The sequence below is a fragment of the Sphingopyxis solisilvae genome (genome assembly GCF_015475875.1).
GTDB classification, from domain to species: domain Bacteria; phylum Pseudomonadota; class Alphaproteobacteria; order Sphingomonadales; family Sphingomonadaceae; genus Sphingopyxis; species Sphingopyxis solisilvae.
This window is the reverse complement of the sequence record NZ_JADKYM010000012.1, coordinates 39932-65159: the sequence shown is the minus strand read 5'-3', so window position 1 is coordinate 65159 and position 25228 is coordinate 39932. Positions and strand designations below refer to the sequence as shown.

Below are 25228 nucleotides of genomic sequence, written 5' to 3'. Positions count from 1 at the left end.
GCATTGGGCCTGCTTCGTCCGGCCAAGTCGGCGGTCCACCGCTCGGCGGTGATCGACATCGGGTCGAACTCGGTGCGATTGGTGGTGTATGAAGGACCGGCGCGTGCCCCGGCGGTGATTTTCAATGAAAAGGTCGCCGCCGGCCTGGGGCGCGGCCTCGCCATCGATGGCCGTATCGCCGACGAGGATGCGAAGCGCGGACTGACCGCGCTGCGCCGCTATGCGCTGCTTGCCAAACATATGGAGGTCAAGGACCTGCAATGCGTCGCTACCGCGGCGGTGCGCGACGCCGAAAACGGTCCCGAATTTATCGCCGCTGCGGCTGAGGCGGGGCTCAAGATTCGCCTGCTGTCGGGCGAAGAAGAGGCGGAAGCCGCGGGTTATGGTGTGCTCTCGGCGATCCCCGATGCACATGGTATCGCGGTCGACCTCGGCGGCGGCAGCCTCGAGCTTGCCGAAGTGGCCAATGGACGGGTGGGGCGCTGCGCGTCGTTTCCGCTTGGGGTGCTGCGACTGCCCGCACTGCGCAAGGAAGGGCAACAGACGTTCGAACGCGCGGTTCGCAAGATGTTGCGCAGCGCCGGATGGCCCGACGGGATGGTGGGGCTGCCGCTCTATCTGGTCGGCGGATCGTGGCGCGCGCTGTCGCGCCTCGATCTGGAACTGACCCAGGATCCGTTGGCGGTGCTCGACCAGCATAGCCTGCCGCGCGCGGCATTGCGCCGTCTCGTTCGCGCCACCAACCGGCTGACCTTCGAAGAATTGCGCGCGATCCCCGGGATGGCATCGAACCGCGCCGCCGCACTGCCCGACGCGGCCGCGTTGCTTGCGGCGCTGGTCAACATTCTGGATGTGCCGGAAATGACCGTTTCGTCGTCGGGGCTGCGCGAAGGGCTGCTCTATCAGGCGCTGGACGGATCGACGCGCGCACAGGATCCGCTGATCGTCGCCGCCGAGTTCGAAGGGCGGCGGCTTGCGCGCTTTGCGCCGCATGGCCGCGCGATCACCGAATGGATCGCGCCACTATTTGCCGACGAGGCGCCCGCCGACAGCCGCGTCCGCCTTGCCGCGAGCCTGCTCAGCGATGTTGCATGGTCGGCAAACCCCGATTTCCGCGCCGAACGCGGAATGGAGATCGGGCTGCACGGCAACTGGCGCGGCATCGATATTCCCGGCCGCATTCTGCTGGCGCGCGCGCTGCACGCAGGATTTGGTGGCGCCGACAGCGATTTTCCCGACATGGTATCGCTGGTGAGCGCCGACCGGCTGGCGCGGGCGCGGCAATGGGGGCTGGCGATCCGGCTGGCGCAGCGGCTGACCGGCGGGGTCGAGGCGCCGCTGAAAGCCAGCCGCGTCGCGCTGGTCGACGGTCGGTTGCGGCTCAGCCTCGACGCCGGCTGGCATCATCTGGCAGGCGAATCGGTCGAGCGGCGTTTGCGGGCGCTGGCGCAGGCGCTCGACGCAAAGCCTGAACTGGTGCTGCTCTAACCCCCGCTCGCTGCGTCGATTTCGCTCATCACCAGCTTGCCGTGCTTGACGGCAAAGCCCATCCGGCCTTCGACCAAATTGAGCGCGGCGTAGCCGAACACGTCGTAGCGCCAGCCCTGCAACATCGCGATGCCCTCGCGCCCACCCGCTGCCAGCGCCTCAAGCTCATCGCTCCGCGCGATCAGGCGCGACGCGACGTTAAGCTCGCGAGCGCGTATTTTCAGGAGCAGTTTCAGCAGGTCGGCGACCAGCGTGCCTTCCTTGCCCAGCCCCGGGCCGCGCGGCGCGCGGTCGGGCATGTCGTCCTTGTCCAGCGGCTTGGCATTGGCAATTGCATCCATCAACCGCCCGCCGATGTCGTTACTGCGCCAGGTCGCCGATAACCCGCGGACCCGGCCCAGACCGTCCTGGTCCTTGGGCGGATGCGCCGCGATGTCGGCTAGCGTCTCATCCTTGACGATGCGTCCGCGCGGCAGGTTCTTCGATCGCGCCTCGCGCTCGCGCCACGCTGCCAGCGCCTTCAAGCGGCCCAGCACATCAGGCTTGCGCGACGGGATTTTGATCCGATGCCAAGCATCTTCTGGATCAAGATTGTAGTTTGACGGATCGGCCAGCTTTTCCATTTCCTCGTCCAGCCAGTGACCGCGCCCGGTCTTGACAAGCTTGTCGAGCATCATCGGGAAAATCTTGGCGAGGTGAGTGACGTCGCCGACGGCATAATCGATCTGGCGCTTGTCGAGCGGGCGGCGGCTCCAGTCGGTAAAGCGCGCGCCCTTGTCGAGCTGGAGCCCCAGCCAGGCCTCGACCAGATTCGAATATCCGACCTGTTCTGCCTGCCCGAGCGCCATCTGCCCGATCTGGGTGTCGAAGATGGGGTGCGGCGTCTTGCCTGTCAGGTTGAAGATGATTTCGACATCCTGCCCGCCGGCGTGAAAGACTTTCAGCATGTCCTCGTTATCGACCAGCAGGTCGAGCAACGGCTTGAGGTCGATCCCCGGCGCCATCGGATCGATCGCCGCGGCATGTTCGCGATCGGCAACCTGGATCAGGCAAAGTTCGGGCCAAAAGGTGTTTTCGCGCATGAATTCGGTATCGACGGCGATGAAATCGCTGCCCCGAATGAGATCGCAGAATTCGACGAGCGCGGTGTTCGTTTCGATCAACGGATGGACTTGCATAGCGCGCCTATACAGCTAGTTGAAAAGAACGGGCAGGAAAAATTGCCCATACTCTTCGGGTCGCAAAGCCGGAACACCGGCCGGGGAAAATCGAAGGGGTAACGGGGCATGATGTGGGTCGGTTGGGCGCTTGCCGCGCTCCTTTTTCTGGTGCTTTTCGGACAATATCTGGCCGGACAAGCCGATATTTTCGTGTCGATCGCCAATCCGCGACCGCTCGACGAAGAATCGATGGTGGTGGTGCTGAAGGGCTGGGGATTTGCCGCCCATGCTGCCCAGCCATTCGTGACCCCCGAATCGGATCACGGTCTGTGCGACGTTCGCGTCTTTGCGACCCGGCGCCAGACGCTGGTGTCGCTTGCCAGTTTCGGTTTTCTGCGTCCGGTCACCGTCGCTTGGCGCGCCCACGCCGGTGTCTTTCCGCTGGGAGACGCGTGATGCCGATCGTACGCCTGGGAAGCGAGGGATGTTGGACCAACTATCACGGGACCGGTACCTGCGAAGCGGCGACCCGCTTTGCCCTGCGCAGCGGTGATGCCGAGCGCGGCCGCGACGAGATCGCGATTGCCGCCGGATCAGTGCAGGACTGGCTGGGCGACGCGGCGGCGGCACAGCGCCGCGTTCGCCCGCTCGGCGCGGGCTGGTCACCGTCGAACATCAACGTCGCGTCGCAATGCTGGCTGCTTCATACGCGGCGGTTCAACCGCTGTTTCGGCATCGATGCGGCCGATGTTCGTCCGGGCGTCGACGCCAGCGGACTGATGCTGGTCGAGGCCGGCGCGCTCGTTGACGAAGTATCCGACAAGCTGGAACAGCAGGGGCGTTCGCTGTGGACGAGCGGCGCGGGTAACGGCCAGACTTTTGCCGGCGCCGCAGCAACCGGCACCCATGGCTCGATGATCGCCAGCGGCGGCATTCAGGATCATGTCCGTGCGTTGCAGATCGTGACGCCTGCGGGTGTCCACTGGGTCGAACCTGCTGCGGGGGTGATGAACGACGCCTTCATCGCGGGGACCGGCTCGACCTTGCTGCGCGACGACGATGTGTTTGCTGCGGCGCAGCTTCCGGTCGGCGCCCTGGGTATCGTCACTGCGCTGGTCGTCGACAGCGTGCCGAAATTCCTCGTTCGCCCGATCCAGAATTTGCGCAAGGTGAACCGCGCGGCGTTGGGCTGGCTCGCGACGGGTGACTTTCGCCGCTTTTCCGCCGCCTATGCGCTCGACCGCGATCCCGACTTTGTCCAGATGATCGTCAATCCCTACAAGCCGTTCAAACGACCGGCAATGCTGCGCTTCCTGTACCGCGAACCGTGGCGTGACGACTATCCGCGCGCGACGCCGGGGCAATTGGGCGCGGGTTATGACGCGCTCAGTCTGCTCGGCCGACTGCTCGACGATTATCCGTGGGCGCGCGGGGCGTTGCTCCAGTTCGCCATGAAGCTCGGCTATGCGAGCGGGCCCGATGTCGATGCGCCTGCCGTCTATGGCAGTTGGGGCGAAGGTCTCGACACGCACCGCCCGCTCGCCGACCTGTTCAACGCGTCGGTGACGATCGACCGCGCCGACCTGGCGCGCGTGTTCGAACTGATCTGCGGCGTCTATGCGCGCCACGGTGGATCGACCGTTGTGACGCTGCGTTTCATGAGCCGCGCGCAGGGCTTGCTCGCCCCCGCCCGGTTTCCGCACAATGCAGTGATCGACTTCGACGGCCCGCGCAGCGAGCGAACTGCCGCAGCCTATGCGCGTGTCGTTGAACGGCTCGACGCTGAAGGGATCGCCTTCACCCGCCATTGGGCGAAAAGCTGCAACCTCGACGGCGCGCGCGTGGCGACCGACTATGGCGAGGATTTTCGCCGCTGGCGCGCTGCCCGCGACCGCCTCCTTCCCGACCCGGCGCATCGCGCCTTGTTCGGCAGTGAAGTGCTCGACGGGTTGGGGCTGACGTGCTGAGATAGCCCACAACGCTTGACAAATGGCGTGCCGACCTGCCTTAGGCGCGGCCATGTCGGCGCGCTTTATGCGCGCGCTCCCGAACATTGAAAGACGATCACATGCACGCCTATCGTACCCACAATTGCGGCCAGCTTCGCGCTGACCATGTTGGCCAGACCGTTCGTGTTTCGGGATGGGTGCATCGCAAGCGCGACCATGGCGGGTTGCTCTTTGTCGATCTGCGCGATCACTATGGTCTGACCCAGATCGTTGCGGACAGCAGCGATGCGGCGTTTGCGATCCTCGACGGCCTGCGCGCCGAAAGCGTGGTGACGATCACCGGTGATGTCGTCGCGCGGTCGGCTGAAACGGTCAATGCCAACCTGCCCACCGGCGAAATCGAAGTGCGCGCGCGCGACGTCACGGTCCAGTCGGCGGCGGTCGAGCTGCCGATGCCGGTCGCGGGCGAGCAGGAATATCCCGAGGATATTCGCCTGAAATACCGCTTCCTCGACCTCCGTCGCGAGCGGCTGCATGCGAACATCATGCTGCGTTCGAACGTCATCGCGTCGCTGCGCCGCCGCATGGTCAAACAGGGCTTCACCGAATATCAGACCCCGATCCTGACCGCCTCGTCGCCCGAAGGCGCGCGCGACTATCTGGTGCCGAGCCGGGTCCACCCCGGCAAATTCTACGCGCTGCCGCAGGCGCCGCAGATGTTCAAACAGCTGCTGATGGTTGCTGGCTTTGACCGCTATTTCCAGATCGCGCCCTGCTTCCGCGACGAAGACGCGCGCGCTGACCGTTCGCCGGGCGAATTCTATCAGCTCGATTTCGAGATGAGCTTCGTCACCCAGGACGACGTCTTCAACGCGATCGAACCCGTGCTCGCGGGCGTGTTCGAAGAATTTGCGAACGGCAAGTCGGTGACCCCGGCGGGCAGCTTCCCGCGCATCCCGTATCGCGAGTCGATGCTGAAGTACGGCAATGACAAGCCGGACCTCCGCAACCCGCTCATCATCAGCGACGTGTCGGCGCACTTTACCGGTTCGGGTTTCGGCCGTTTCGCCGACATCGTCGCTGCGGGCGATGTCGTCCGCGCAATCCCGGCGCCGAACACGGCAGAAAAGAGCCGCAAATTCTTCGACGACATGAACAGCTGGGCACAGGGCGAGGGCTTTGCAGGCCTCGGCTACGCGACGCGCAAGGGCGGCGAATGGGGCGGTCCGATTGCCAAGAACCACGGCACGGAAAAGATGGATGCGCTCGCTGCCGAACTCGGCCTCGGCCCCGATGACGGGCTGTTCTTTGCCGCGGGCAAGGAAGCGACTGCCGCGAAACTCGCCGGTTTCGCCCGCACCCGCGTCGCCGAACAGCTCGAACTCATCGATCCGAACAAGTTCGAAATGTGCTGGATCGTCGATTTCCCGATGTTCGAAGCCGACGAGGAAACGGGCAAGATCGACTTCAGCCACAACCCCTTCTCGATGCCGCAGGGCGAACTCGAAGCGCTGGAGACCAAGGATCCGCTCGACATTCTTGCATGGCAATATGACATCGTCTGCAACGGCGTCGAACTGTCCTCGGGCGCGATCCGCAACCATCGCCCCGACATCATGTACAAGGCGTTCGAGATTGCGGGCTATAGCCAAGCCGACGTCGATGCGAATTTCAGCGGCATGATCAATGCCTTCAAATTCGGTGCCCCGCCGCACGGCGGTTCGGCGCCGGGCGTCGACCGCATCGTGATGCTGCTCGCCGATGAGCCGAACATCCGCGAAGTCGTCGTCTTCCCGATGAACCAGAAGGCCGAAGACCTGATGATGGGAGCCCCCGCGCCGGTCAGTGACAAGCAGCTCAAGGAACTCGGCATCCGCATCGTGGACGGACCCAAGGGCTGAGCGTGAGCGAAGCGCCGCGCGAGCATCGGCTGGACACGCCGGCTGGCGAGATTTGCTGGTTCGAATGGGGCCAGCCGTCGGATCGGCCCTCGCTGCTGCTGCTGCATGCAACCGGCTTTCACGCGCGGTTGTGGGATCAGGTCGTCGCGGCGTTGCCGCGCGGCACCCACGTCATCGCTCCCGATCAGTTGGGCCACGGTCGCAGCGCCAAGCCCTCGTCGCTGGCGGACTGGGCCGTCACCGCCGACGCGCTGCTGCCGCTGGTCGATCGTTTCGCTGGATCACCCCTGACCGGCTGCGGCCACAGCATGGGCGGCTATGTGCTGACCCGGCTGGCGGCCGCGCGGCCCGATGCCTTTGCGCATATCTTCCTGATCGATCCCGTCATCATGCCGCCCGAACTCTACGTCGGCGCCGCCGAGGCCCCGTTGCCTGACCCCGCCGAGCATCCGGTCGCGCGGCGACGCGCGCGCTGGGAGGGTTGGGAGGCAATGAACGCCCATTTTGCATCGCGTCCGCCCTATGCACACTGGCAGCCCGCGGTGCTCGCCGACTATTGTCGCTTCGGCCTGCTCCCCGCGGCGGATGGCAACGGCTGGGATCTCGCTTGTCCGCCTGCCCTCGAAGCGTCCGTCTATCAAAACGCGCTTCGCACCAACCCGCACGACTGGCTCGAACGCCTGACCGCGCCGGCCAGCGTCATCCGGGCGCGTACCGGCGAGCGCGCGGGCAATCTCGACTTTTCGGTCAGTCCGACATGGCCGGGACTGGGCCGCGCAATCGGCGCCGTTCGCGACGAACAATGCGCCGATCAGAGCCATTTCATCCCGATGGAAGCACCGGGGCGCCTCGCGGCGCTGGTCGCCGCCGCGCTGTGATTCGGGCGGCCCACGGCTTTGACAGGCATCCGGCGCTGCGATAGCTCTCCGCCAATCGGCAGGAGGGGGGTCTATGTTCGATAAAAGGTTGATGTGGGCGGCGCTGCTCGGCGCTTTGGCGGCACCGGCCCATGCCGAAACGCTGCCCGTCCCGGCGGCCGACCCCGCCGCCGCCGACGCGCACGATCTGTTCCGGATTTCGGTCGAGCGTTTCGAGGGTGCCGACGGCGCTGCCTTTGCCCAGGCGCTGGAGGCCGAACTTTCGGCGGCTCGCTTTGCGGGTCAACCCTATTTTCGCGTGGTCGCGCCGGAGTCGGGCGCCCCCGTTGATGCCTTGCTCACTGGAACGGTCCGCACGTCGGTCTACGAAGTACCGGTAACCGAAAAACGCAAGCGCTGCACAGAATATGACCCCGCCGACAAAAAGAAATGCCTGAAGGAAATCGACGTCGATATCCGGTGTCGCCGCCGCACCGCGACCATGACGACCAGCGTCCGGCTCGTCGCCATCGGCGACGGATCGATCCGTTACACCCGTCCGCTCAGCACCCGCGATCAGCAGACGCTGTGTCCGGATCGCAGCGCGCCAGGGTCGGTAGATGATTATTTTGCGGCGACGCAGGAACGCCAGATCCGGGATATCCGCGCCGATCTGGCGCCGCGTGATTACACCATCGATGTGCGCGTCGAAGAGAGCGTCAAGGGACTCGCAAAGCCTGCGCAAGCCGCGTTCAAGGCCGCGGTCAGGCTCACCAAGACCGACCCCTTCGGCGCCTGCAGCGCCTGGGAAGCGATGACCCGCGACGTCGAGCCGACCGCGGCGCTTGCCTTCAACATGGGGCTTTGTAACGAGATGGAAGGCGATCTCGACGCGGCGGTCGACTGGCATGGCGATGCGCGGCGCCAGGGACTGCGCGCGGCAACGGTCGACGAGGCGCTGGCGCGGATCGAGCGGCGCCGCCGTGCGCTTGGCCAATGGCTTATGCACAAGTCGGTCATGGACGCCCGTTAAGGCGTCGCACTGCCGCTGTCCCGAAATTCGACAGCGCCGCATCGCCCTTGGTACGATCGACCCGAATCGGCTAGGGTCGCCGCATGACCATCACGCTGTCCGACTATGAAACCGGCGCCAAATATGACGGCGACCATAACGCTGCTCTTGCCGCGGTGCAGGAGCGGCTCGAACGCATCCAGGCAGCGCATATCGCGCACGGCCAGCGCAGCGTCATCATGCTCGAAGGCTGGGATGCAGCGGGCAAGGGCGGCATCATCCAGCGGATGACCGCACGGCTCGACCCCCGTTATTTCGAGGTCTGGCCGATCGGTGCGCCGACCGACGAGGAAAAGGCGCGCCATTTCCTGTGGCGTTTCTGGAAACGCCTGCCGGGCAATCGCGAAATCTCGATCTTCGACCGCAGCTGGTATGGCCGCGTCCTCGTCGAGCGCGTCGAAGGCTTCGCGACCGAAGCCGAATGGCGCAAGGGCTATGACGAGATCAACGAGTTCGAGGCGCAGTTGACCGGCAGCCGCACCAATCTCGTCAAATTGTTCGTCCACGTCACGCAGGAGGAACAGGACAAGCGCTTTGCCGACCGGCTCGACGATCCGTGGAAGCGGTGGAAGACCGGCAGCGAGGATTACCGCAACCGTGCGAAGCGCAAGGAGTATCTGGCGGCGCTCGACGAGATGTTCGCGCAGACCGATACGCGCTGGGCGCCGTGGAAGGTGATCGACGGCAACAACAAAAAGGCGGCGCGCATCGCGGCGCTGACGCATATCGCCGATGCGCTGGAAGCGATGGTGCCGATGACGCCCCCCGATCTCGATCCGGCAGTCGCCAAACTGGCGGGCAAGGCGTTCGGCTACAAGCCCAAGGGCTAGGTTTTTCGGCCCGCTCGGGTAGCAATCACCGCCCCTTGCCGCTACATGGGGTTGATGAGCCGCGCCAAACGATCCGACGACTGGGGTTTCCCGCGCTGGCGCCCCTATGGTGCGTCGCGCGAGGCGCAGAAGGTGCGGCTCTGCGACCGCCATGGCTGCACCGAACCGGGCAACTGCCCGGCGCCAAAATCGCCGAACAGCCCCGAACGCTGGTATTTTTGCGAAACGCACGCTGCCGAATATAACCGCGGCTGGGATTATTTCGCCGGACTTACCGCCGAGGATGCGGCCGAACGCGCCGCCGAAGAAGCGCGCGGCGCCCGCAGCTACGCGCGCGCGCAGCATTATGCGTGGGGCGGATCGGGCGACGGCAGCCGCAGCGCCGACGAAATGCGCGCGCTGGAACTGCTCGGGCTGGAACCCGATGCCGATTTCGAGGCGACAAAGAAAGCGTGGCGCAGCTACGCCAAGGAATGCCACCCCGACGTAAAACCCGGCGACGCCGACGCCGCCAAACGCTTCGCCGCGGGTCAGGCGGCGTTCGAGGTGCTGAAACAGGCGGAAGACCGGAGAAGCTGGAAACCGGCTTGAGGGGAATGGCAGGTAACGACCGGTTACGGACATGGGTCGGTCGAACAGCGATTAGTTTCCGGTCTGATAAAGGGCGGTCGCCAGCACTTGGACCCTGTCTAGCCGCTGCCCTTCTCCGGTCGCACGGCTGATCGTGATGGACAAAGCAGAGTCTTCTTGGCTGCGGAAAACAGTCGTCTCCATGTCGCCATTTGTAAAAGACTTATCGGACTGCCAACGTCGGTTGAATTCAGGCGATGAAAGAACGCGCTCGACGCTCGGCTGGAGATCTGCGTTCCCTCCGCCCGTGATGTGGCACATCGGAAGCTGCTCAGACACGACAAGCACGTAGCCAGCGGTCGGAGTGGAATTGATACGCCAGTAGCGGTTCGCCCGTCGCAGTTGCTTCGACGGAAGATTTACCTCCTCCACCCTTTCAACGAGACCCATCTGCTCGCCGAGGCCCACCGCTTTGATAAATGGGCCAGTGCCCTCCGCCCAACTCCCCGGATCTAGCAACCATAGCTCGCAACCACGCAGGGCACCGTCGAAGCCCTTGTCGAGGTTCGGTTCCGCAGAAACGGGAGAGGGGAACAAGACCGAGGCCAGAAAGGCAGGAAGTAAGTATCGCATCGGGCTGAGGCTACATGCTCAGTTGGCAGCTTGCCACCCCAAACCGGCCTTAGCGTCTACCGATACACACACCCGTCCAGTCCGTCGCGCCGGACCTGTCCGATCCGCGCGGTGATCATATTGCCATAGCGGCGGGTGAAGCCCGACGGGCTCACCGCCTCGCGCTTCTTGGGGAGCGGCAGGATCGCGGCGATGCGCGCGGCTTCCGCCGGCGTCAGCTTGTTCGCGCCATGCTTGAAATAACGCTGGGCACCCGCCTCGACGCCATAGGTGCCGATGCCGGTCTCCGCGACGTTCAGATACACTTCCATGATCCGCCGCTTGCCCCAGATCGTCTCGATCAGGAAAGTGAACCACACCTCGGGCACCTTGCGGACGTAGCGTGTCCAGCCGCTGCCTTGCCAAAGAAAGACATTCTTGGCGGTCTGCTGGCTGATCGTCGATCCGCCGCGCATCCGTCTGCCCTGCGCATTGCGCTCGATCGCCTGTTCGATTGCCTCGCGGTCGAACCCGTTGTGGGTACAGAATTTGCCGTCCTCGGCCGCGATCACGGCGCGAACCATGTTGCGGTCGATGTTCGCCAGTCCCGTCCAGTCCTTGGTGATGCCGTTACGGTCGGCGAGCATGGTGAATGTCACCGGCGGCGGCACGACGGCGTAAACGAGCACCCAGACCACCGACAAAACGGCGAACCACAACAGCCATTTGAACGGCCGCAGATACCAGGGAAGCTTGCGCCGTTTCGCGCGGCTTTTCGACGGCATATAATTTCCATCCGCTTGCCCCGACGGACGGCCAGCGGCATTTCATTGAGTCAGAAGGGTCAGAACAAAGGCAACTCTACCGCTGCCTTGCTCCCGTTGTCGAGCCGTGCCGTGCCGGTCAGGCGAAGTTGAGCATCGGGTTTCAGGTCGACCGTCATCAGCTGACGGTTTTGTTCGGGCAGATCAATGTAAAGTTGCAGGACGGTGCCTTGGCGGCTCACCGTGCCATCGGATTCGAAGCCGTCACCTACCAAGCGCAAAGCACCACTGTCGACATCGACCCGCCTGACGACGAAGTTGAACGACAATAGCCGCCGCGACAGTGCATCGGTCGCGTCACGGCTCACCGGCGCCAGCACCAGTCGGTCCCGTTCGCGTTCCGACAGCCGGATCAGCGTCGCGGTTTGTTGAAGCGCTGCGTTGCCGCTGGCCATCATCGCCTCGATCATCCCGCGCCGAAGCGCTTTGTCTTCGGTGGCCAAATAAAGCTCGCGGGCATCGGCGACGCGTTCGTTGTCGGTGCCCGACGCGATCGCATCCTGGAAACGCATCAACGTCTTGCGGTCGGATGGGAGCGGCAGAATTTTTGTCTGCACCGGTGCAAGCACCGGAGCGAACGTGACCAGCGCGCCGCGCTCGCTCGCTTCGCCGTTCAGCGTGGCGCCAAAGGTTTGCGTGGCCCAGATCACCGCCATCAGTGCCGTCGCAAACCCGCTGTGGAACATGGCGACGCGGGCCTTGGGAAAACGTCGTAGGGTGAACAGCACACCGGTCAGCACGGCTGCCGCGAGCAACAGCCACAGCGAATAATTTCCGATGGGTTTCGCTATATCGCCGGCAAGCCCGAGAAGCAGCGCCAGCCCTTCCCACATACCGAAGCTGTAACCCCGTTTCTCGGTTACGACTTTTGTTTCCGCTGTTCCCGGACCCGGTTGCACCGTTTTGGTATTGCTCATGCCTGCCCCCATCGCATGTCGGACATGCAATGTGGCGCCAAGGCGTCAATTCGTCAATCGGTTCAGGCGCTGACCAGTCGCCGGTCGCTCGCGAGCTTGAGCATCGCCTTTTGCAGTTTTTCGAACGCGCGGACCTCGATCTGGCGGACGCGTTCGCGGCTGACGTCGTAAATCTGGCTCAGATCCTCGAGCGTCTTGGGATCGTCGGTCAGGCGGCGTTCGGTCAGGATGTGACGCTCGCGCTCGTTCAGCGTGGCGAGCGCTTCGGTCAAAAGCTCGTGACGCACATCGCGTTCTTGCGCCTCGGCGACGCGCTCGTCCTGTAACGGACCTTCGTCGCCGAGCAGATCCTGCCACTGGCTGTCGCCGTCCTCGCCCATGGGGACGTTCAGCGAGGTGTCGCCGCCCATCGCCATGCGGCGGTTCATGCTGACGACCTCGTCCTCGGTGACGCCAAGGTCGGTCGCGATCTTCGCGACATGTTCGGGGCTGAGGTCGCCATCCTCGAACGCTTCCAGATTATTCTTCATCCGGCGCAGGTTGAAGAACAGCTTTTTCTGCGCCGCGGTGGTGCCCATCTTCACAAGGCTCCACGAGCGCAGGATGAATTCCTGAATCGACGCGCGGATCCACCACATTGCATAGGTGGCGAGGCGGAAGCCGCGTTCGGGGTCGAATTTCTTCACCCCCTGCATCAATCCGATATTGCCTTCGCTGATCAGCTCGCTGACCGGCAGGCCATAGCCGCGATAGCCCATCGCGATCTTGGCGACGAGCCGCAGGTGCGAGGTGACGAGCTGCGCCGCCGCCTCATTGTCACCATGCTCCTGAAAACGCTTGGCGAGCATATATTCCTGCTCGGGCGTGAGCAGCGGGAATTTGCGGATTTCCGACAGATAACGGTTCAGGCTGGCTTCGCCGCCAAGCGCAGGCACCGTCGCCGGAACATTGCTATTGTTAGCCATAGGAGAGCGTCTTCCCTTTGAAATCTGAAGTCGGAATATGCCGCGGTTGGTTCGTGCGGTCGAGATAGATTTTCATTCGAAACTTAAACGCGCAATTGGTCGATCAGTTCCCGCATATCGGGCGGTATTTCGCTGTCGAGCGCGACTTTGTTACCGGTCACCGGATGAATAAAGCCCAAATGGGCGGCGTGCAATGCCTGCCGCGCGAAACCCAGCGTTTTCAGAACATCCGACAGCGGCTTGCGGGCGCGGCCATAGACCGGGTCGCCGACCAGTGGATGCCCGATATGCGCCATATGGACGCGCACCTGATGCGTGCGGCCGGTTTCCAGCCGACATTCGACCAAAGTTGCGCCTTGGAGGGGTTCGATCGTGCGATAATGGGTGATCGCGTGTTTGCCGCGGCCTTCGGCGACGATGGCCATCTTCTTGCGATTGCTGCTCGACCGGCCGAGCGCGGCATCGACGGTGCCAGCGGCAGGCATCGGGCGCCCGGTCGCGACCGCCAGATAGCGGCGATCGATGCTGTGCGCGGCGAACTGTTTGGCCAGCCCCTCATGCGCCTTGTCATGCTTCGCGGCGACGATCAGCCCGCTGGTATCCTTGTCGATGCGGTGGACGATGCCCGGCCGCGCGACGCCGCCGATCCCCGACAGCTGCCCCGCGCAATGATGCAGCAGCGCGTTGACCATCGTGCCGTCAAGATTGCCCGCCGCGGGATGGACGACCATGCCCGCAGGCTTGTCGACCACGATCAGATGTTCGTCCTCATAGGCGATGACGAGCGCCAGATCCTGCGCGACATTATGCGCCGGGGCGGCGGCCGGAACGCGCACTTCGAGCGTCGCGGGCGGCGTCGTCTTGGCGGCGGGATCCCACAGGACGGCGCCGTCGGCACGGGCAACGCGTCCGCCTTTGATCAGGCTCTTGACCCGCTCGCGCGACAGGCTGGGCAGCGCCTCGGCCAGCGCGCGGTCGAGGCGCAGTCCGGCCGCGCTGCTGTCGAGCGCCACGGTCAAAATATCGTCATCCCCCTGCATTGACGATGATGTGGAAACCCACCGCAAATTTTCAAGGGGACCGACGGTCTTGCCGGGACGACGGGCCGGGGATCGCCCTTGCCCTGGACGGGCTCGCTGTCCTAGGAGGCATCCGCGCCGGTCACGTCCGGCTTGCGGGGAGTTAACCAATCCATGTCCGACGACCGCGTCGATTTCGCCTCCATGCTGGCCTCGCGCCTGTGTCACGACCTGCTGAGCCCGGTGGGGGCGTTCGCCAACGGGCTGGAACTGCTCGCCGATGAAAAAGACCCCGAAATGCGCGCGCGCTGCGTCGAATTGCTCGAACAGAGCGCGCGGACGTCGGCGAACAAGCTGAAATTCTTTCGCCTCGCCTTCGGGTCGGCGGGCGGATTTGGCGAGATGGTGCCGGCCGACGAAGCGAAATCGGCGATCCAGGGGATCATCGGCGACCGCGCGATCGAATTGAACTGGATGATCGGCGCCGAACCGCTGCCCAAACCGGCGGTCAAGATCATCCTGAACCTCGCGCTGCTGCTGGTCGATGCGCTGGTGCGCGGCGGGCGGCTCGACATCGGCTGCGAGAATCAGAGCGCCGATCAGGGCGGCGGGATCGAAATCGCGCTGCATGTCGAGGCCGAGCGCATCTTCCTTGACGCCGATGTCGAGACAATCCTGCGCGATGGCGAAGGTGCGACCGCGATGACCTCGCGCACCGCGCCCGCGGTGCTGGTGCAGGCGGTCGCGGCGCAGAATGGCGGGACCGTGATGCTGGCGCGCGAGACGCCGACATCGCTGCTGGTCGGGGCGGTGCTGCGCGGGCGCTGATCCACCCCACGGGGTGGTTGCCTGTTTTACGAAACAAACCGTCCGTTAACCATTGTCCGCCATGGTGCAGCCTCGATTTTCTGGGGCGCACCGGTACCGCGATGGACGATCTGCTGAACGACTTTCTGGCCGAAACGGCAGAGATCCTGGCCGAAGCGGGCGGGGCGCTGGTTGCGTGGGAGGCGGATCCCGCCGACCGGGCGCAGCTCGACGCGATTTTCCGCCTGGTTCATACCATAAAAGGCAGCTCGGGATTCCTGGCGCTGCCGCGCGTTACCGCGCTGGCCCATGCCGCCGAAGACGCACTCGATCAGGTGCGGCGCGGGCAGCGCGCTGCCGATGCGGCGCTGGTCACCGGGGTGCTGGGTATCGTCGACCGGCTCAATATGCTCTGCACGGCGCTGGGTCAGGACGGCACCGAGCCGGCGGGCGACGACCGGGCGGTCATCGCCGCACTTGCCGATCGGGAGACAGGTCAAGCGGCGGAACGCCCGCCCGAGGCGGCCGGGGTCCAGCTTCGCCGCGAAGATGATTTACAGGGCGACCTGCAAAGCTGGCGGTCGATCCGGGTGCCGTTGCCGCTGCTCGACAGCGTGATGACCGCGGTCACCGACATTGTGCTGGTCCGCAACGAGTTCGCGCGGATGCTGCGCGAGTCGGGGGCGAGCCCGGCGGTCATCGCCTCGTTCGACCGGCTGTCGGACTCGATCGCGGGGATGCGCCAGTCGGTGAGCCAGATGCGGATGCAGCGAATCGACAAATTGTTCGCGCCTTTGCCGCGCATCGTGCGCGACCTGGCGCAGGATATGGGCAAAAAAATCGCGTTCCAGACCAGCGGCGGCGAGGTCGAGCTGGACCGCGAGATGATGGAGAATATCCGCGATCCGTTGATCCACATCGTGCGCAACGCGATCGACCATGGCATCGAGACGCTGGAAGACCGCGTCGCGGCGGGCAAGGATATCACCGCGACGATTTCGGTCGCCGCGCGGCAATCGGGCAACCAGATCGAGATCGAGGTGCGCGACGACGGCCGCGGCCTGTCGCCCGAAGCGATCACGGCGAAAGCGGTCGCATCGCGCGCGATCACCGCCGCCGAAGCGCGGACGATGTCGCCGAAGGAAAAGCTCGAGCTGATTTTCCGGCCCGGCTTTTCGACCGCCGCCAAGATTACCGCGGTGTCGGGCCGCGGCGTCGGCATGGACATCGTCAAAGCCAATATCGAAAAGATCGGCGGCATCGTCGAACTGCGCAACGACGAGGGCAGGGGACTGACGATCCTGCTGCGCGTACCGATGACGCTGACGATCATTTCGGGGCTGATGGTGCGCGCTGCCGGGCAGTATTTTGCCATCCCGCGCGGCGCGGTGCGCGAGATTCTGCTCGAAAATGGCGACACGGTGCGGATCGACCGCGTCGGCGGCGGTGAACTGGCGACGGTGCGCGGCGAACAATATCCGCTGCTGCGGCTGGAAGATGTCATCGGCCGCGAACATGACGCGGCGGACGATGCCGACGACCGCGCGCTGGTTATCATCCGGCCGGGGCAGGGGCAAAGCTATGCGCTGAGCGTCGCGGCGATCCACGATCATGAGGAACTAGTCATCAAGCCCGCGGCGCCGATGATCATGGCAACGGGGCTCTATGCCGGGACGACCTTGCCCGACAATGGTCGGCCGGTGTTGTTGCTCGACGTGCAGGGCTTGCTGGCGGTCGCGCGCATCGACGCCGCCGAAGCCGGACGCCGGCGCGATGGCGCGGCCGAAGCCGAAGCACAGGCATCGGCCGCGCGCGGTGCGGCGCAGCTGCTCCTTTTCCGCGAGGCGGCCGGCCGCATGCGCGGTATCCGCCTGTCGGTGATCGAGCGGGTCGAGGAAGTCCCGGCGGCGGCGCTGTTCGAAAGCGCGGGCCGCATCCAGGTCCGCATCGGCGACGACATCTATCCGGTCCATGCGGCCAAACTGCCCGCGGCGCCCGACGGGCAATCGACCCAAAAGCTCATGCGACTCCACGATGGCCAGGCGATGCTCTGTTATCCGATCGCGGAGGTGGTCGATATCGTCCGCCTGCCTGACGCGGTGCAGCCGGCGGCGGCGCCCGGGCTGATTGCCGGGGTCGTGCTGGTCGGCGGCGAGCCGGTCGAACTGATCGATCCGTTCTGGCTGATGGAACAATATGCGCGGCGCGATACGGCGCCGGTCGCGGGTCATGCGCCGCTTTGCCGCCTGGCCGCCGACGACGACGGCTGGGGCGAAAATTTCCTCGCGCCGCTGCTGCGCAGCGCCGGTTACCGGGTCGCCGCGACCGCTGCCGAAGACGACGAAACGCCCGACGTGCTGCTGTGTCTGGCCGACGACGGCGGCGATATCGCCCCGGTCGTCGATGCGGTGCCGGTCATTCGCCTGCGCACCGCCGTGGCCGCGACGGGGCCGGACGACGACACCGTCTATCGCTACGACCGGCAGGCGTTGCTCGACGCGCTGGCGCAGCGCGTGGGAGGACGCGGGGTATGATGGACAAGCTGTATCTGGTCGCGCGGATCGCCGACACGCGCGTTGCGTTGCGCAGCCGCGCGATTCATTCGGTGGTCACCGTGGGGACGCCGGTTGAAGTGCCCGGCGCCCCGCCGCATGTCGCGGGGCTGTTCGCGCTGCGCAGCCGCGTCTTCACCCTGATCGACCCGCATGTCGTCATCGGCCTGCCGCCGGTGCCCGTCGCGGAAGGCCAGCGGGTGATCGTCGTCGATGTAGCCGATCACGGCTATGCGCTGCTCGCCGATGCGATCGAGGATGTGTGTTTCATCGACGCCCCCGAAACGCGGGTGGCGGGCAAGCTGCTTCCAGGCTGGGCGCGGGTCGCCGATGCGATGATCGAACATGAAGGCGCGTCGCTGCTGGTCGTCGATCCGTCGCATTTCATCACCTTGCCGGTCCTAAATGCAGAGTGATTCCTGCCGTCTATTAACGTGCTGAATACCCCTTCAGCTTAACATGCGCCTATTACCGGGGCTGGAGTAAATTAGATGTCGAAATCCTGTCTGGTCGTTGACGACAGCAAAGTCATTCGCAAGGTCGCGCGCCACATCCTTGAAAGCATGTCGTTTGCGGTCGAGGAAGCCGCCGACGGGCAGGAGGCGCTGACCTTTTGCCGCGCCAACCGGCCCGACGTCATCCTGCTCGACTGGAACATGCCGGTGATGAGCGGGATGGAGTTTCTGGGCGCGTTCAACGATCTCGATTACGGGCATGAAGAACGCCCGCGGGTCGTGTTCTGCACGACCGAGAACAGCATCGACCATATTCGCGCCGCGATCGAGGCGGGGGCCGACGAATATGTCATGAAGCCGTTCGACCGCGAAACGCTGGAAGGAAAATTGCAACTCGTCGGCGTTGCCTGAGCCGCTGGCGATGGCGCGGCCACAACCCCTCGATCCCGACCCCGAACCAACGGCGCGCACCGTCCGGGTGATGCTGGTCGACGACAGTCTGGTCGTCCGCAGCATATTGGAGCGCATCGTCGACCAGCAGCCCGGCCTGCAAGTCTGCGCCTCGGTCGCTTCCGCGCACGACGCGCTCGCCTTTCTGGCACGCGAACCCGTCGATGTGGTGGTGCTCGACATCGAAATGCCGGGGATGAACGGCATCGACGCGCTGCCGCACATTTTGGAACGCGCCGCGCGCGCGCGGGTGCTGATCCTGTCATCGAACTGCGTCGAGGGCGGCCCGGCCGCGATCGAGGCGCTGGCGCTGGGCGCGAGCGACACGCTCGCCAAACCGGGTCGCGGCAGCTTTTCGGGGCGCTTTGCCGAAGTGCTGACCGAGCGGATATTGTCGCTTGGCCAGCAGCAGGATTATCCGGCGCCGGTTCCCGTTGCCGAACGCCGCGCGGCGCCGCCGGTCGCGCTGGCGGTCGAAGGCGACCAGCCGCTCGAATGTATCGCGGTCGCCGCATCGACCGGCGGCATTCCGGCCTTTGCCAATTTTCTGGCGCATCTCGACCCGCGGATCACCGCGCCGATCCTGCTGACCCAGCATCTGCCCGACGCCTTTATGGAATTTTACGCCAAACAGATCGCGACGATGACCGACCGGCGGGCGCTCGTCGCGGCGGACGGCATGGTGATCGAGCCCGGCCATATCTATCTGGCGCCAGGCGACGCGCATATTGTGGTGGTCGCGCACGGCCGCCGCAAGACCATCGCGCTTGACCACCGCCCGGTCGACAATGGCTGCTGCCCCTCGGCCGACCCGATGTTCGGTTCGGTGGCGGAGGTTTATGGCAACAGCGGGGTCGGCGTCGTGCTGAGCGGCATGGGCCGCGACGGCGCCGCGGGCGCGGCGCGGCTGAAACAGGCGGGCGGCACGGTGTTCGCGCAGGCGCCCGAAAGCTGCGTGATCTGGGGCATGCCCGGCGCCGTCGCCAAGGCAGGCATTGCCGCCGCGACGCTCAACCCCGATGCAATCGCGCTGATGCTGGGCAGCTTCCTGCCCGGGCGACGGCCCGCATGATGGGCAGCAGCGCCAGCGAGTCGGCCTATCGCGTGCTGATGGGGGTGCTCGAATCGCGGACCGGCCAGACGCTGTCGCCGAATCGCATCTGGCGCATCGAAATGTCGCTGAAACCGGTGATGCAGCGCCATGGTATCGACGACCTCGACGCGCTGGTCGCGGCGCTGGTCACGTCGAACAGCCGCCAGCTGCTCGACGACACGGTCGATGCGATGTTGAACAACGAAACCTATTTCTACCGTGAACACAGCGTGTTCGACGACATTGCAAGCACCGCACTTGAACATTTGCGACAGGTCAATTTGCGCCAGCGGCGGCTGACGATCTGGCATTGCGGGGTGTCGACGGGGCAGGAGGCCTATTCGCTGGCGATGCTGATCGCCGAACAGGGCGAGGCGTGGGCGGGGTGGCAGATCGACATCGTCGGGACCGACGTCAGTTATCACGCGATCAGCCGCGCCCGCATCGGTCTGTACAGCCAGTTCGAGATCCAGCGCGGGCTGCCGGTGCAGCGTATGGTGCGCTGGTTTGACCAGACCGAAGCCGGCTGGCTCGCCAAGGCCGACCTCAGGCGGCGGATCGATTTTTCGGTGCAGAATATGCTCATCGACCGGCCGCCGCTCGCCAGCGCGGCCGACCTGATCTTTTGCCGCAACCTGCTGCTCTATTTTTCCGGACCGATGCGGCAAAAGGCGTTCGCCCGGCTGCGCGCGATGGCGGCGCCGCAAAGCTTTCTGGTGCTGGGCGCCGGGGAAACCGTGCTCGGCCAGACCGACCAGTTCGTCGCCAGTCCGAGGCTGCGCGGGCTCTACGAACCCGCCGACCAGCAGGTGCGCCGCGCCGCCGCCGCCTGACCTTGCAATTTGCGCCGCGCTGGCGCAGGTGGATCGGCATCCCGTCCCGGGACTAACAATGGGCCGCGAACCGCATGAGCGACTTTATCGAACGCTGGTCACCCAATTTCGACGAGCGCGCGCTGCCCATCTCGATGATCGTGCTGCACTACACCGGGATGCCGAGCGGCGCGGCGGCGATCGACTGGCTCGCCAACCCCGAATCAAAGGTTTCGGCGCATTATGTCGTCAGCGAGGACGGCCAGATCACCCGGATGGTGCCCGAGGACAAGCGCGCCTGGCACGCGGGCCGGTCGCACTGGCGCGGGGTCAGCGACATCAATTCGGCGAGCGTCGGGATCGAGATCGTCAACCCGGGCCACGAATTCGGCTATGTCCCCTTTCCCGACCCGCAGGTCGCGTCGGTGGTGCGGCTCGTCCATATGATCAAGGATCGCTATGCGATCACCCGCGGCAATGTCGTGGGGCATTCGGACATTGCGCCGACACGCAAGCAGGATCCGGGCGAACTGTTCCCATGGGAGGAACTGGCGCGCCGCCGCCTCGCGCTGCCGCGGCCGCGCAAGAAACTGACCGATCCCTTGTGGACCGACGCCGGCTTTCTGCTGGCGCTCGAACGCTTTGGCTATGATGTGACCGACGGTTTTGCGGCGACGGTCGCGTTCCAGCGCCGCTTTCGCCCCGAGCTGATCGACGGCACGATCGACGGCGAATGCCGCGCGATATTGCTCGCGCTGCTGCTGCCGCAGCCCGAGGGCAATTGAGCGACCGGCGAGGGTCGGTCGCCGCGCCGGCTATCGCATCAGGACGAGATATACAGCGGCGAGCAGCGCGACGAGAATCGCGCGCAGGATCAGCCCGTTGCGCAGCGAATGACCGGCCAGATAGGGTTGGAGGTCGGCGGGGATCGGCATCGGCCGCGTCGCCGAAACGTCGGCGCCGCCGGTGTTGCCGATCGGAACCCAGCCTGCCAGATGAAAGGGTCCGGCGCCGAACAGGCGGACGAGCTGGCCGCGCGCTTCCTTGCGGTCGGCCTGTTTGCGCGCGAGCCGCCACATGTGGAAATGTGTCTGGACGTGCGTCCAATAGCGGCGCTGGCCCAGAATATGCGCGCGTTCCAGATGATGTTTGGCGCGCGCCATGTCACCCGCCGCCTCGGCGGCGCGCGATGCCGCCATTTCGTTCGCAAAGGCTGTTTTCAGGGCGGGTTTCATCAAGGGCGTCTCCAGAATGTCGGGGCGACGCTATCATGGGAATCGGGATTGGGACGAGCGCCGAAAAGAACCGGTATATTGTTGGTGAGGGGCGGATGGGGCCGGATGTGGCCAGCGAAATCCTCCCCACTTGCGGGTAGGGGGACCGCCGCCGCGCAGGCGGTGGTGGAGGGGGCTATCGGCCTGACGCGCCGCTGAAGGACGCCACCCCCCTCCGTCAGCGCTTCGCGCTGCCACCTCCCCGCAAGCGGGGAGGATCGTCTTGTTTCCGCTCCAAACCAACTTCCAACACCCCCTCGTCTTCCGCATCGCTTCGCGCTATACTCGTGCGGCCAGAGGGTCGGGCGATCGCCGCTTTCGCAAGGAAGGGGAGGAAAGTCCGGGCTCCACGGAAACCACGGTGCCGGATAACGTCCGGCGGCCCCCCGAAAGGGGGTCAGGGAAAGTGCCACAGAGAGCAGACCGCCAACGGCTTCGGCCCGGCGAAAGGTGAAAGGGTGCGGTAAGAGCGCACCGCGCGGCTGGTAACAGGCGCGGCACGGCAAACCCCACCGGGAGCAAGGTCGAATAGGGATGGCGCGGGAAACCAGGGCTGGTTCCGGCCCCGCCGTCCGGGTTGACTGCTTGAGCATATGGGTAACCATGTGCCTAGAGGAATGATCGCCCATCCCCGGCAACGGGGTGGACAGAACCCGGCTTACAGACCCTCTGGCATTCTCTCCCCGAAACATGGCGCGGGAACCGCGTCGCGCGGGGCCGCGTTTGAAGCGGACCAGTTGGAAGGGAAACACAGCATGAAAATCGTCGACGACCATGTCGAAGTGGACGAAACCGAAGCGAGCGGCGGGGTCAAAGGACATAACGTCCGCTATGTGCTTGCCTTTTCGCTGATCGCGGTGGTGATCGTGATGTCGGCGATCTGGATCATCCCGGCGCTGCTCCAGCCCTGATCGCGCTCATTTCGCTTGGGTTAGGCGGACGAGTTCCTCTTCGGCGCCGGGGGTGTCCTCCATATAGATGGTCCGCACCGGTTGCCGGAATTTGCGCGTATGGAGCTTGTCATAGCCGTGGTTGCCCGTGGTCGCGACCTTGAGCTGCGTGGTGATCGTATCACCCGTCGCGACATTCCAGCTCATTTCATTGCCGTCATGGGCATAGGTCCGGCTGTACACTGTTGCATCGAGGCCGATCAGCCGCATCCGGGGACGCTCCGCCGTGCGGACCGCGCGATATCGATAGGTCGCGGACAAGGCCGTGGTGCCGCCGGTCAGGTCGCGCATCGTCAGCACGCCCTTGTCGATCGTTAGCCCCGCGGCGCCGAGCGGATCGGGTCCGAGCTTGAGTTCGCCCGCAGGCTCGTGCCCGATATCGACTTCGCTGCGATAGCTGAGCATGACGCGAAGCGTTCGCGCGTCGGGACTCGCGACGACATAAACGGTGTCGGTATCGCCATCGCCGTTGAGGTCGCCGTCGGCGCGCGTCTCGATCTCTTCGCCGAGTTCGAGCCAGTCGTTCAACATCGCATCGGTGATGGGCGGCATTACCGGCCGGTCGGCCGCATGCACCATCCCGCCCAGCGAAATCGCGGCGATGAACCCCAGACTGCGCATAAAATCATCTCCCCCGGTCATCGGCAGATTATCAGCTGCTAGCAAATCGTCCAGCCGCCGCCAGTGATCGGGCGCACAGGCCAATTTCCGCTTTCCTACATTTTCTTGCTGACCTACCGTCTGTTTCGGGGCCGTCGGAAGTCGCCGATATGTGATTTCCGAGTGAAGTTGCGCAGACTTCCGCCATTATTTGCATGGAGCTGAAAATGCGTCGAGGGGGCTGGCAGTTGAGAAAATCATGGCGGATCGGCGCGCTTGGCGCTGCCTTTCTGGGGCTAGTGCAGCTGACGCCGCTCGCCGCTGCGCAACCGGCGGCAAGTTGCGGCACCGCCCCGCTTGAGGGCGAGCGCGTGGCGCTGCTGATCGGGAACAGCGCCTATAATGACTGGGAATGGCCGTCGCTGAAGAATGCGGTCAACGACATCGACTATGTCTGCGTCGCCTTTGCCAAGGCCGGAATTTCGCCGCGGATCGTCCGCAACGCCGACATGCCGACGCTCGACGCGGCGCTGACGCGCTTTGCCGCGGAGGCGGCGGGGGCGAAATCGGTGATCATCTATTACGCCGGGCATGGCTTTGAATATGGCGGGCGCAACTGGCTGGTGCCGATGGAGGCGCCGCCGGCGACGCGGCGAGCCGATGTCGAGAAACGCTATTTATCGATCGAGGCCGCGGTGAAGCGGGTGGTGCCGGCGGGTGCCTTTACGCTGCTGTTCGTCGATGCCTGCCGCACCGCCGAGCCGGTGGTACGGATCGAGGATGTCAATGTCGCTGCGGGCGACGCGGCATCGGCGCCGCTGGGGCTGCTCGACATCGGGCAGGGGGCGGTGTTCTATTCGACCGCAAAGGGGCGGCCCGCGCTCGACTTCGCGCCGGTGGGGTCGCCAGTCAGCCCGTTTGCCGCCGCCGTGGTCAAGGAGCTGGCGATCCCCGGCCTCGAGATATCGGACTATTTCAAGGTCGTATCGCGCGAGGTTTACAAGCGGACGCACGGCATGGAATTGGGGCCGCAGCAACCCTTCCACTATGGCAGCTGGTTCGACGATTATTATCTGGTGGCGCCGCCCGACATTCCGGCCGCGGTCCCTGCGCTAGCCTCCGCGGCGGAACCCGCGACGACGCCCGCGCCGACGCGTGGCGCCGCGCGCCCGGCCGCCGACCCGCTCGCCGACATCTCGCTCGACCGGCTGGCGATCGAGGACGAGCCGGTGCTGATCGCCGATGTGCTGTCGCGCCATCCGGCGGCGACGCTGGTGGGGCTCGCCGACGGCGGTCATCCGCTCGCGCAGCAGTTGGTCGGCTATATGTTTTCGTTCGGGGTCGGGTTGAAAAAGGACATGGACCGCGCCCGCGCCTATCTGGAGGCTTCGGCGGCGCAGGGTTTTCCGGCGGGGCAGCAGGAACTGGCCTATCATCTGCTCGACAACGATCCGTCACCCGCCGATGTCCGGCGCGCCTATGACCTCTATGTCGCGGCGTCCGACGCGGGCTTTTCCAAGGCCAAGACACATCTCGCCTATCGGCTTGCGGCCGGAACCTTCGGCGCGCCGGACTTTGCCCGGTCGCAGGCGCTGTATCGCGAAGCTGCGGCGAAAGGGCATCCGGCGGCCATCTTTGCCTTGACCTATTTTGCCGATACGCGCGCCGCGAACCTGGCGCGGCTGCGCGCCATCGCCGAAGCGGGCAACCCCGAAGGCAATCACTGGCTGTGCGAGGCGCATTTCGCCGACAAGACGCTGGCCCGCGCCATCGACGATTGCGGCACCGCGGCGCGTGCCGGATTTGCCGGTTCGCGCGCGATCCTGGCCGATGCCTATGCCAAGGGCATCGGGGTTGCCGTCGATGCGAACGAGGCGGCGCATTGGGCGAAACTGGCGCGCGACCTGCCGGAGCTGCGCAAGGATCAGCGCGAGTGGATTGCGGGGATCGGGGAGTGACAACAAACCCTCTCTCCTTGCGGCGGTGCGGGGTATGCGGTCCAACGGACCGCGCGAGCCTTTGGCTCGCAGCCCCCTCATCCAAGTTCGCCTAGGCGCTTCGCGCCAAGGCT

Annotated in this window: 25 protein-coding genes and 1 other RNA gene; 18 read left to right on the top strand and 8 right to left on the bottom strand. The window is 65.1% G+C overall.

The genetic code is table 11. The features are described from left to right. Positions 1 to 3: 3 nt before the first annotated feature. Complete coding sequence (locus tag IR187_RS10405) at positions 4 to 1488, top strand: Ppx/GppA family phosphatase (RefSeq protein WP_194954540.1); 1485 nt, start codon at positions 4 to 6, stop codon at positions 1486 to 1488. Here IR187_RS10405 and rnd read toward each other — a convergent pair. Next, positions 1485 to 2666, bottom strand: coding sequence for a ribonuclease D (gene rnd, locus IR187_RS10400; RefSeq protein WP_194954539.1), 1182 nt, complete (start codon positions 2664 to 2666; stop codon positions 1485 to 1487). The genes IR187_RS10405 and rnd overlap by 4 nt on opposite strands. A 108-nt stretch (positions 2667 to 2774) precedes the next feature. On the opposite strand from rnd, the gene IR187_RS10395 reads away from it, so the two are divergent. The 7 genes from IR187_RS10395 (at position 2775) to IR187_RS10365 (ending at position 9848) form a co-directional block, all read left to right on the top strand. Continuing rightward, positions 2775 to 3104: a hypothetical protein gene (locus IR187_RS10395; RefSeq protein WP_194954538.1), complete on the top strand. Its 330-nt coding sequence runs from the start codon at positions 2775 to 2777 to the stop codon at positions 3102 to 3104. Beyond that, a complete protein-coding gene (locus IR187_RS10390; protein WP_194954537.1) occupies positions 3104 to 4615 on the top strand; it encodes an FAD-binding protein in 1512 nt (503 codons plus the stop codon). The genes IR187_RS10395 and IR187_RS10390 overlap by 1 nt, the downstream gene beginning before the upstream one ends. A 101-nt stretch (positions 4616 to 4716) precedes the next feature. After that, a complete protein-coding gene (gene aspS, locus IR187_RS10385) occupies positions 4717 to 6498 on the top strand; it encodes an aspartate--tRNA ligase (protein WP_194954574.1) in 1782 nt (593 codons plus the stop codon). 2 nt (positions 6499 to 6500) lie between these two features. Then, complete coding sequence (locus IR187_RS10380) at positions 6501 to 7376, top strand: alpha/beta fold hydrolase (RefSeq protein ID WP_194954536.1); 876 nt, start codon at positions 6501 to 6503, stop codon at positions 7374 to 7376. A gap of 73 nt (positions 7377 to 7449) precedes the next feature. Continuing rightward, positions 7450 to 8388 carry a hypothetical protein gene (locus IR187_RS10375; RefSeq protein ID WP_194954535.1) on the top strand — a complete coding sequence of 313 codons (939 nt, stop codon included), beginning with the start codon at positions 7450 to 7452 and terminating at the stop codon, positions 8386 to 8388. An 83-nt stretch (positions 8389 to 8471) separates the two neighbouring features. Continuing rightward, on the top strand, positions 8472 to 9257 hold the full coding sequence (locus tag IR187_RS10370; RefSeq protein WP_194954534.1) for a polyphosphate kinase 2 family protein: 786 nt from the start codon (positions 8472 to 8474) through the stop codon (positions 9255 to 9257). A 54-nt stretch (positions 9258 to 9311) separates the two neighbouring features. Then, positions 9312 to 9848, top strand: a complete 537-nt coding sequence (locus IR187_RS10365; RefSeq protein WP_194954533.1) for a J domain-containing protein — start codon at positions 9312 to 9314, stop codon at positions 9846 to 9848. A gap of 51 nt (positions 9849 to 9899) precedes the next feature. On the opposite strand, the gene IR187_RS10360 is transcribed toward IR187_RS10365, so the two are convergent. The 5 genes from IR187_RS10360 to IR187_RS10340 all read right to left on the bottom strand — a co-directional run bounded on the left by IR187_RS10360 (position 9900) and on the right by IR187_RS10340 (position 14185). Continuing rightward, the gene (locus IR187_RS10360) at positions 9900 to 10460 is read right to left on the bottom strand and encodes a hypothetical protein (RefSeq protein WP_194954532.1); all 561 of its coding nucleotides are present in this window, start codon (positions 10458 to 10460) and stop codon (positions 9900 to 9902) included. 56 nt (positions 10461 to 10516) lie between these two features. Then, positions 10517 to 11224 (bottom strand): monofunctional biosynthetic peptidoglycan transglycosylase, encoded by a 708-nt coding sequence (gene mtgA / locus IR187_RS10355; RefSeq protein WP_194954531.1) that lies wholly within the window; start codon positions 11222 to 11224, stop codon positions 10517 to 10519. Positions 11225 to 11283: 59 nt separating this feature from the next. After that, positions 11284 to 12192, bottom strand: a complete 909-nt coding sequence (locus IR187_RS10350; RefSeq protein ID WP_194954530.1) for a hypothetical protein — start codon at positions 12190 to 12192, stop codon at positions 11284 to 11286. Between the two features lie 50 nt (positions 12193 to 12242). Beyond that, entirely contained in the window at positions 12243 to 13145 is a 903-nt protein-coding gene (gene rpoH / locus IR187_RS10345) for an RNA polymerase sigma factor RpoH (RefSeq protein ID WP_194954529.1), read from the bottom strand. An 83-nt stretch (positions 13146 to 13228) separates the two neighbouring features. Beyond that, on the bottom strand, positions 13229 to 14185 hold the full coding sequence (locus IR187_RS10340) for an RluA family pseudouridine synthase (protein WP_194954528.1): 957 nt from the start codon (positions 14183 to 14185) through the stop codon (positions 13229 to 13231). Positions 14186 to 14338: 153 nt separating this feature from the next. Between IR187_RS10340 and IR187_RS10335 the strand changes: the two genes are divergently transcribed. The 7 genes from IR187_RS10335 (at position 14339) to IR187_RS10305 (ending at position 21118) form a co-directional block, all read left to right on the top strand. Then, positions 14339 to 14992, top strand: coding sequence for a histidine phosphotransferase family protein (locus tag IR187_RS10335; RefSeq protein WP_194954527.1), 654 nt, complete (start codon positions 14339 to 14341; stop codon positions 14990 to 14992). 101 nt (positions 14993 to 15093) lie between these two features. Then, the gene (locus IR187_RS10330) at positions 15094 to 17505 is read left to right on the top strand and encodes a chemotaxis protein CheA (protein WP_194954526.1); all 2412 of its coding nucleotides are present in this window, start codon (positions 15094 to 15096) and stop codon (positions 17503 to 17505) included. After that, positions 17502 to 17939: a chemotaxis protein CheW gene (locus IR187_RS10325; protein WP_194954525.1), complete on the top strand. Its 438-nt coding sequence runs from the start codon at positions 17502 to 17504 to the stop codon at positions 17937 to 17939. Before IR187_RS10330 ends, IR187_RS10325 begins: the two co-directional genes overlap by 4 nt. Positions 17940 to 18014: 75 nt before the next feature. After that, the gene (locus IR187_RS10320) at positions 18015 to 18389 is read left to right on the top strand and encodes a response regulator (protein WP_194954524.1); all 375 of its coding nucleotides are present in this window, start codon (positions 18015 to 18017) and stop codon (positions 18387 to 18389) included. A 10-nt stretch (positions 18390 to 18399) separates the two neighbouring features. Then, positions 18400 to 19500, top strand: a complete 1101-nt coding sequence (cheB, locus tag IR187_RS10315) for a chemotaxis-specific protein-glutamate methyltransferase CheB (RefSeq protein ID WP_194954523.1) — start codon at positions 18400 to 18402, stop codon at positions 19498 to 19500. Then, positions 19497 to 20354, top strand: coding sequence for a CheR family methyltransferase (locus tag IR187_RS10310; protein ID WP_194954522.1), 858 nt, complete (start codon positions 19497 to 19499; stop codon positions 20352 to 20354). The genes cheB and IR187_RS10310 overlap by 4 nt, the downstream gene beginning before the upstream one ends. Positions 20355 to 20428: 74 nt before the next feature. Next, positions 20429 to 21118 (top strand): N-acetylmuramoyl-L-alanine amidase, encoded by a 690-nt coding sequence (locus IR187_RS10305; RefSeq protein ID WP_194954521.1) that lies wholly within the window; start codon positions 20429 to 20431, stop codon positions 21116 to 21118. 30 nt (positions 21119 to 21148) lie between these two features. On the opposite strand, the gene IR187_RS10300 is transcribed toward IR187_RS10305, so the two are convergent. Beyond that, positions 21149 to 21568: a DUF3703 domain-containing protein gene (locus tag IR187_RS10300; protein ID WP_194954573.1), complete on the bottom strand. Its 420-nt coding sequence runs from the start codon at positions 21566 to 21568 to the stop codon at positions 21149 to 21151. Between the two features lie 332 nt (positions 21569 to 21900). Between IR187_RS10300 and rnpB the strand changes: the two genes are divergently transcribed. After that, an RNA gene (gene rnpB / locus IR187_RS10295) (RNase P RNA component class A) lies at positions 21901 to 22284 on the top strand. A 78-nt stretch (positions 22285 to 22362) separates the two neighbouring features. Next, on the top strand, positions 22363 to 22518 hold the full coding sequence (locus IR187_RS10290; RefSeq protein WP_194954520.1) for a hypothetical protein: 156 nt from the start codon (positions 22363 to 22365) through the stop codon (positions 22516 to 22518). 6 nt (positions 22519 to 22524) lie between these two features. Here IR187_RS10290 and IR187_RS10285 read toward each other — a convergent pair whose 3' ends face one another. Then, positions 22525 to 23178, bottom strand: a complete 654-nt coding sequence (locus tag IR187_RS10285) for a hypothetical protein (protein ID WP_194954519.1) — start codon at positions 23176 to 23178, stop codon at positions 22525 to 22527. Between the two features lie 227 nt (positions 23179 to 23405). Between IR187_RS10285 and IR187_RS10280 the strand changes: the two genes are divergently transcribed. Continuing rightward, a complete protein-coding gene (locus IR187_RS10280) occupies positions 23406 to 25115 on the top strand; it encodes a caspase family protein (RefSeq protein ID WP_194954518.1) in 1710 nt (569 codons plus the stop codon). Positions 25116 to 25228: the final 113 nt, after the last annotated feature.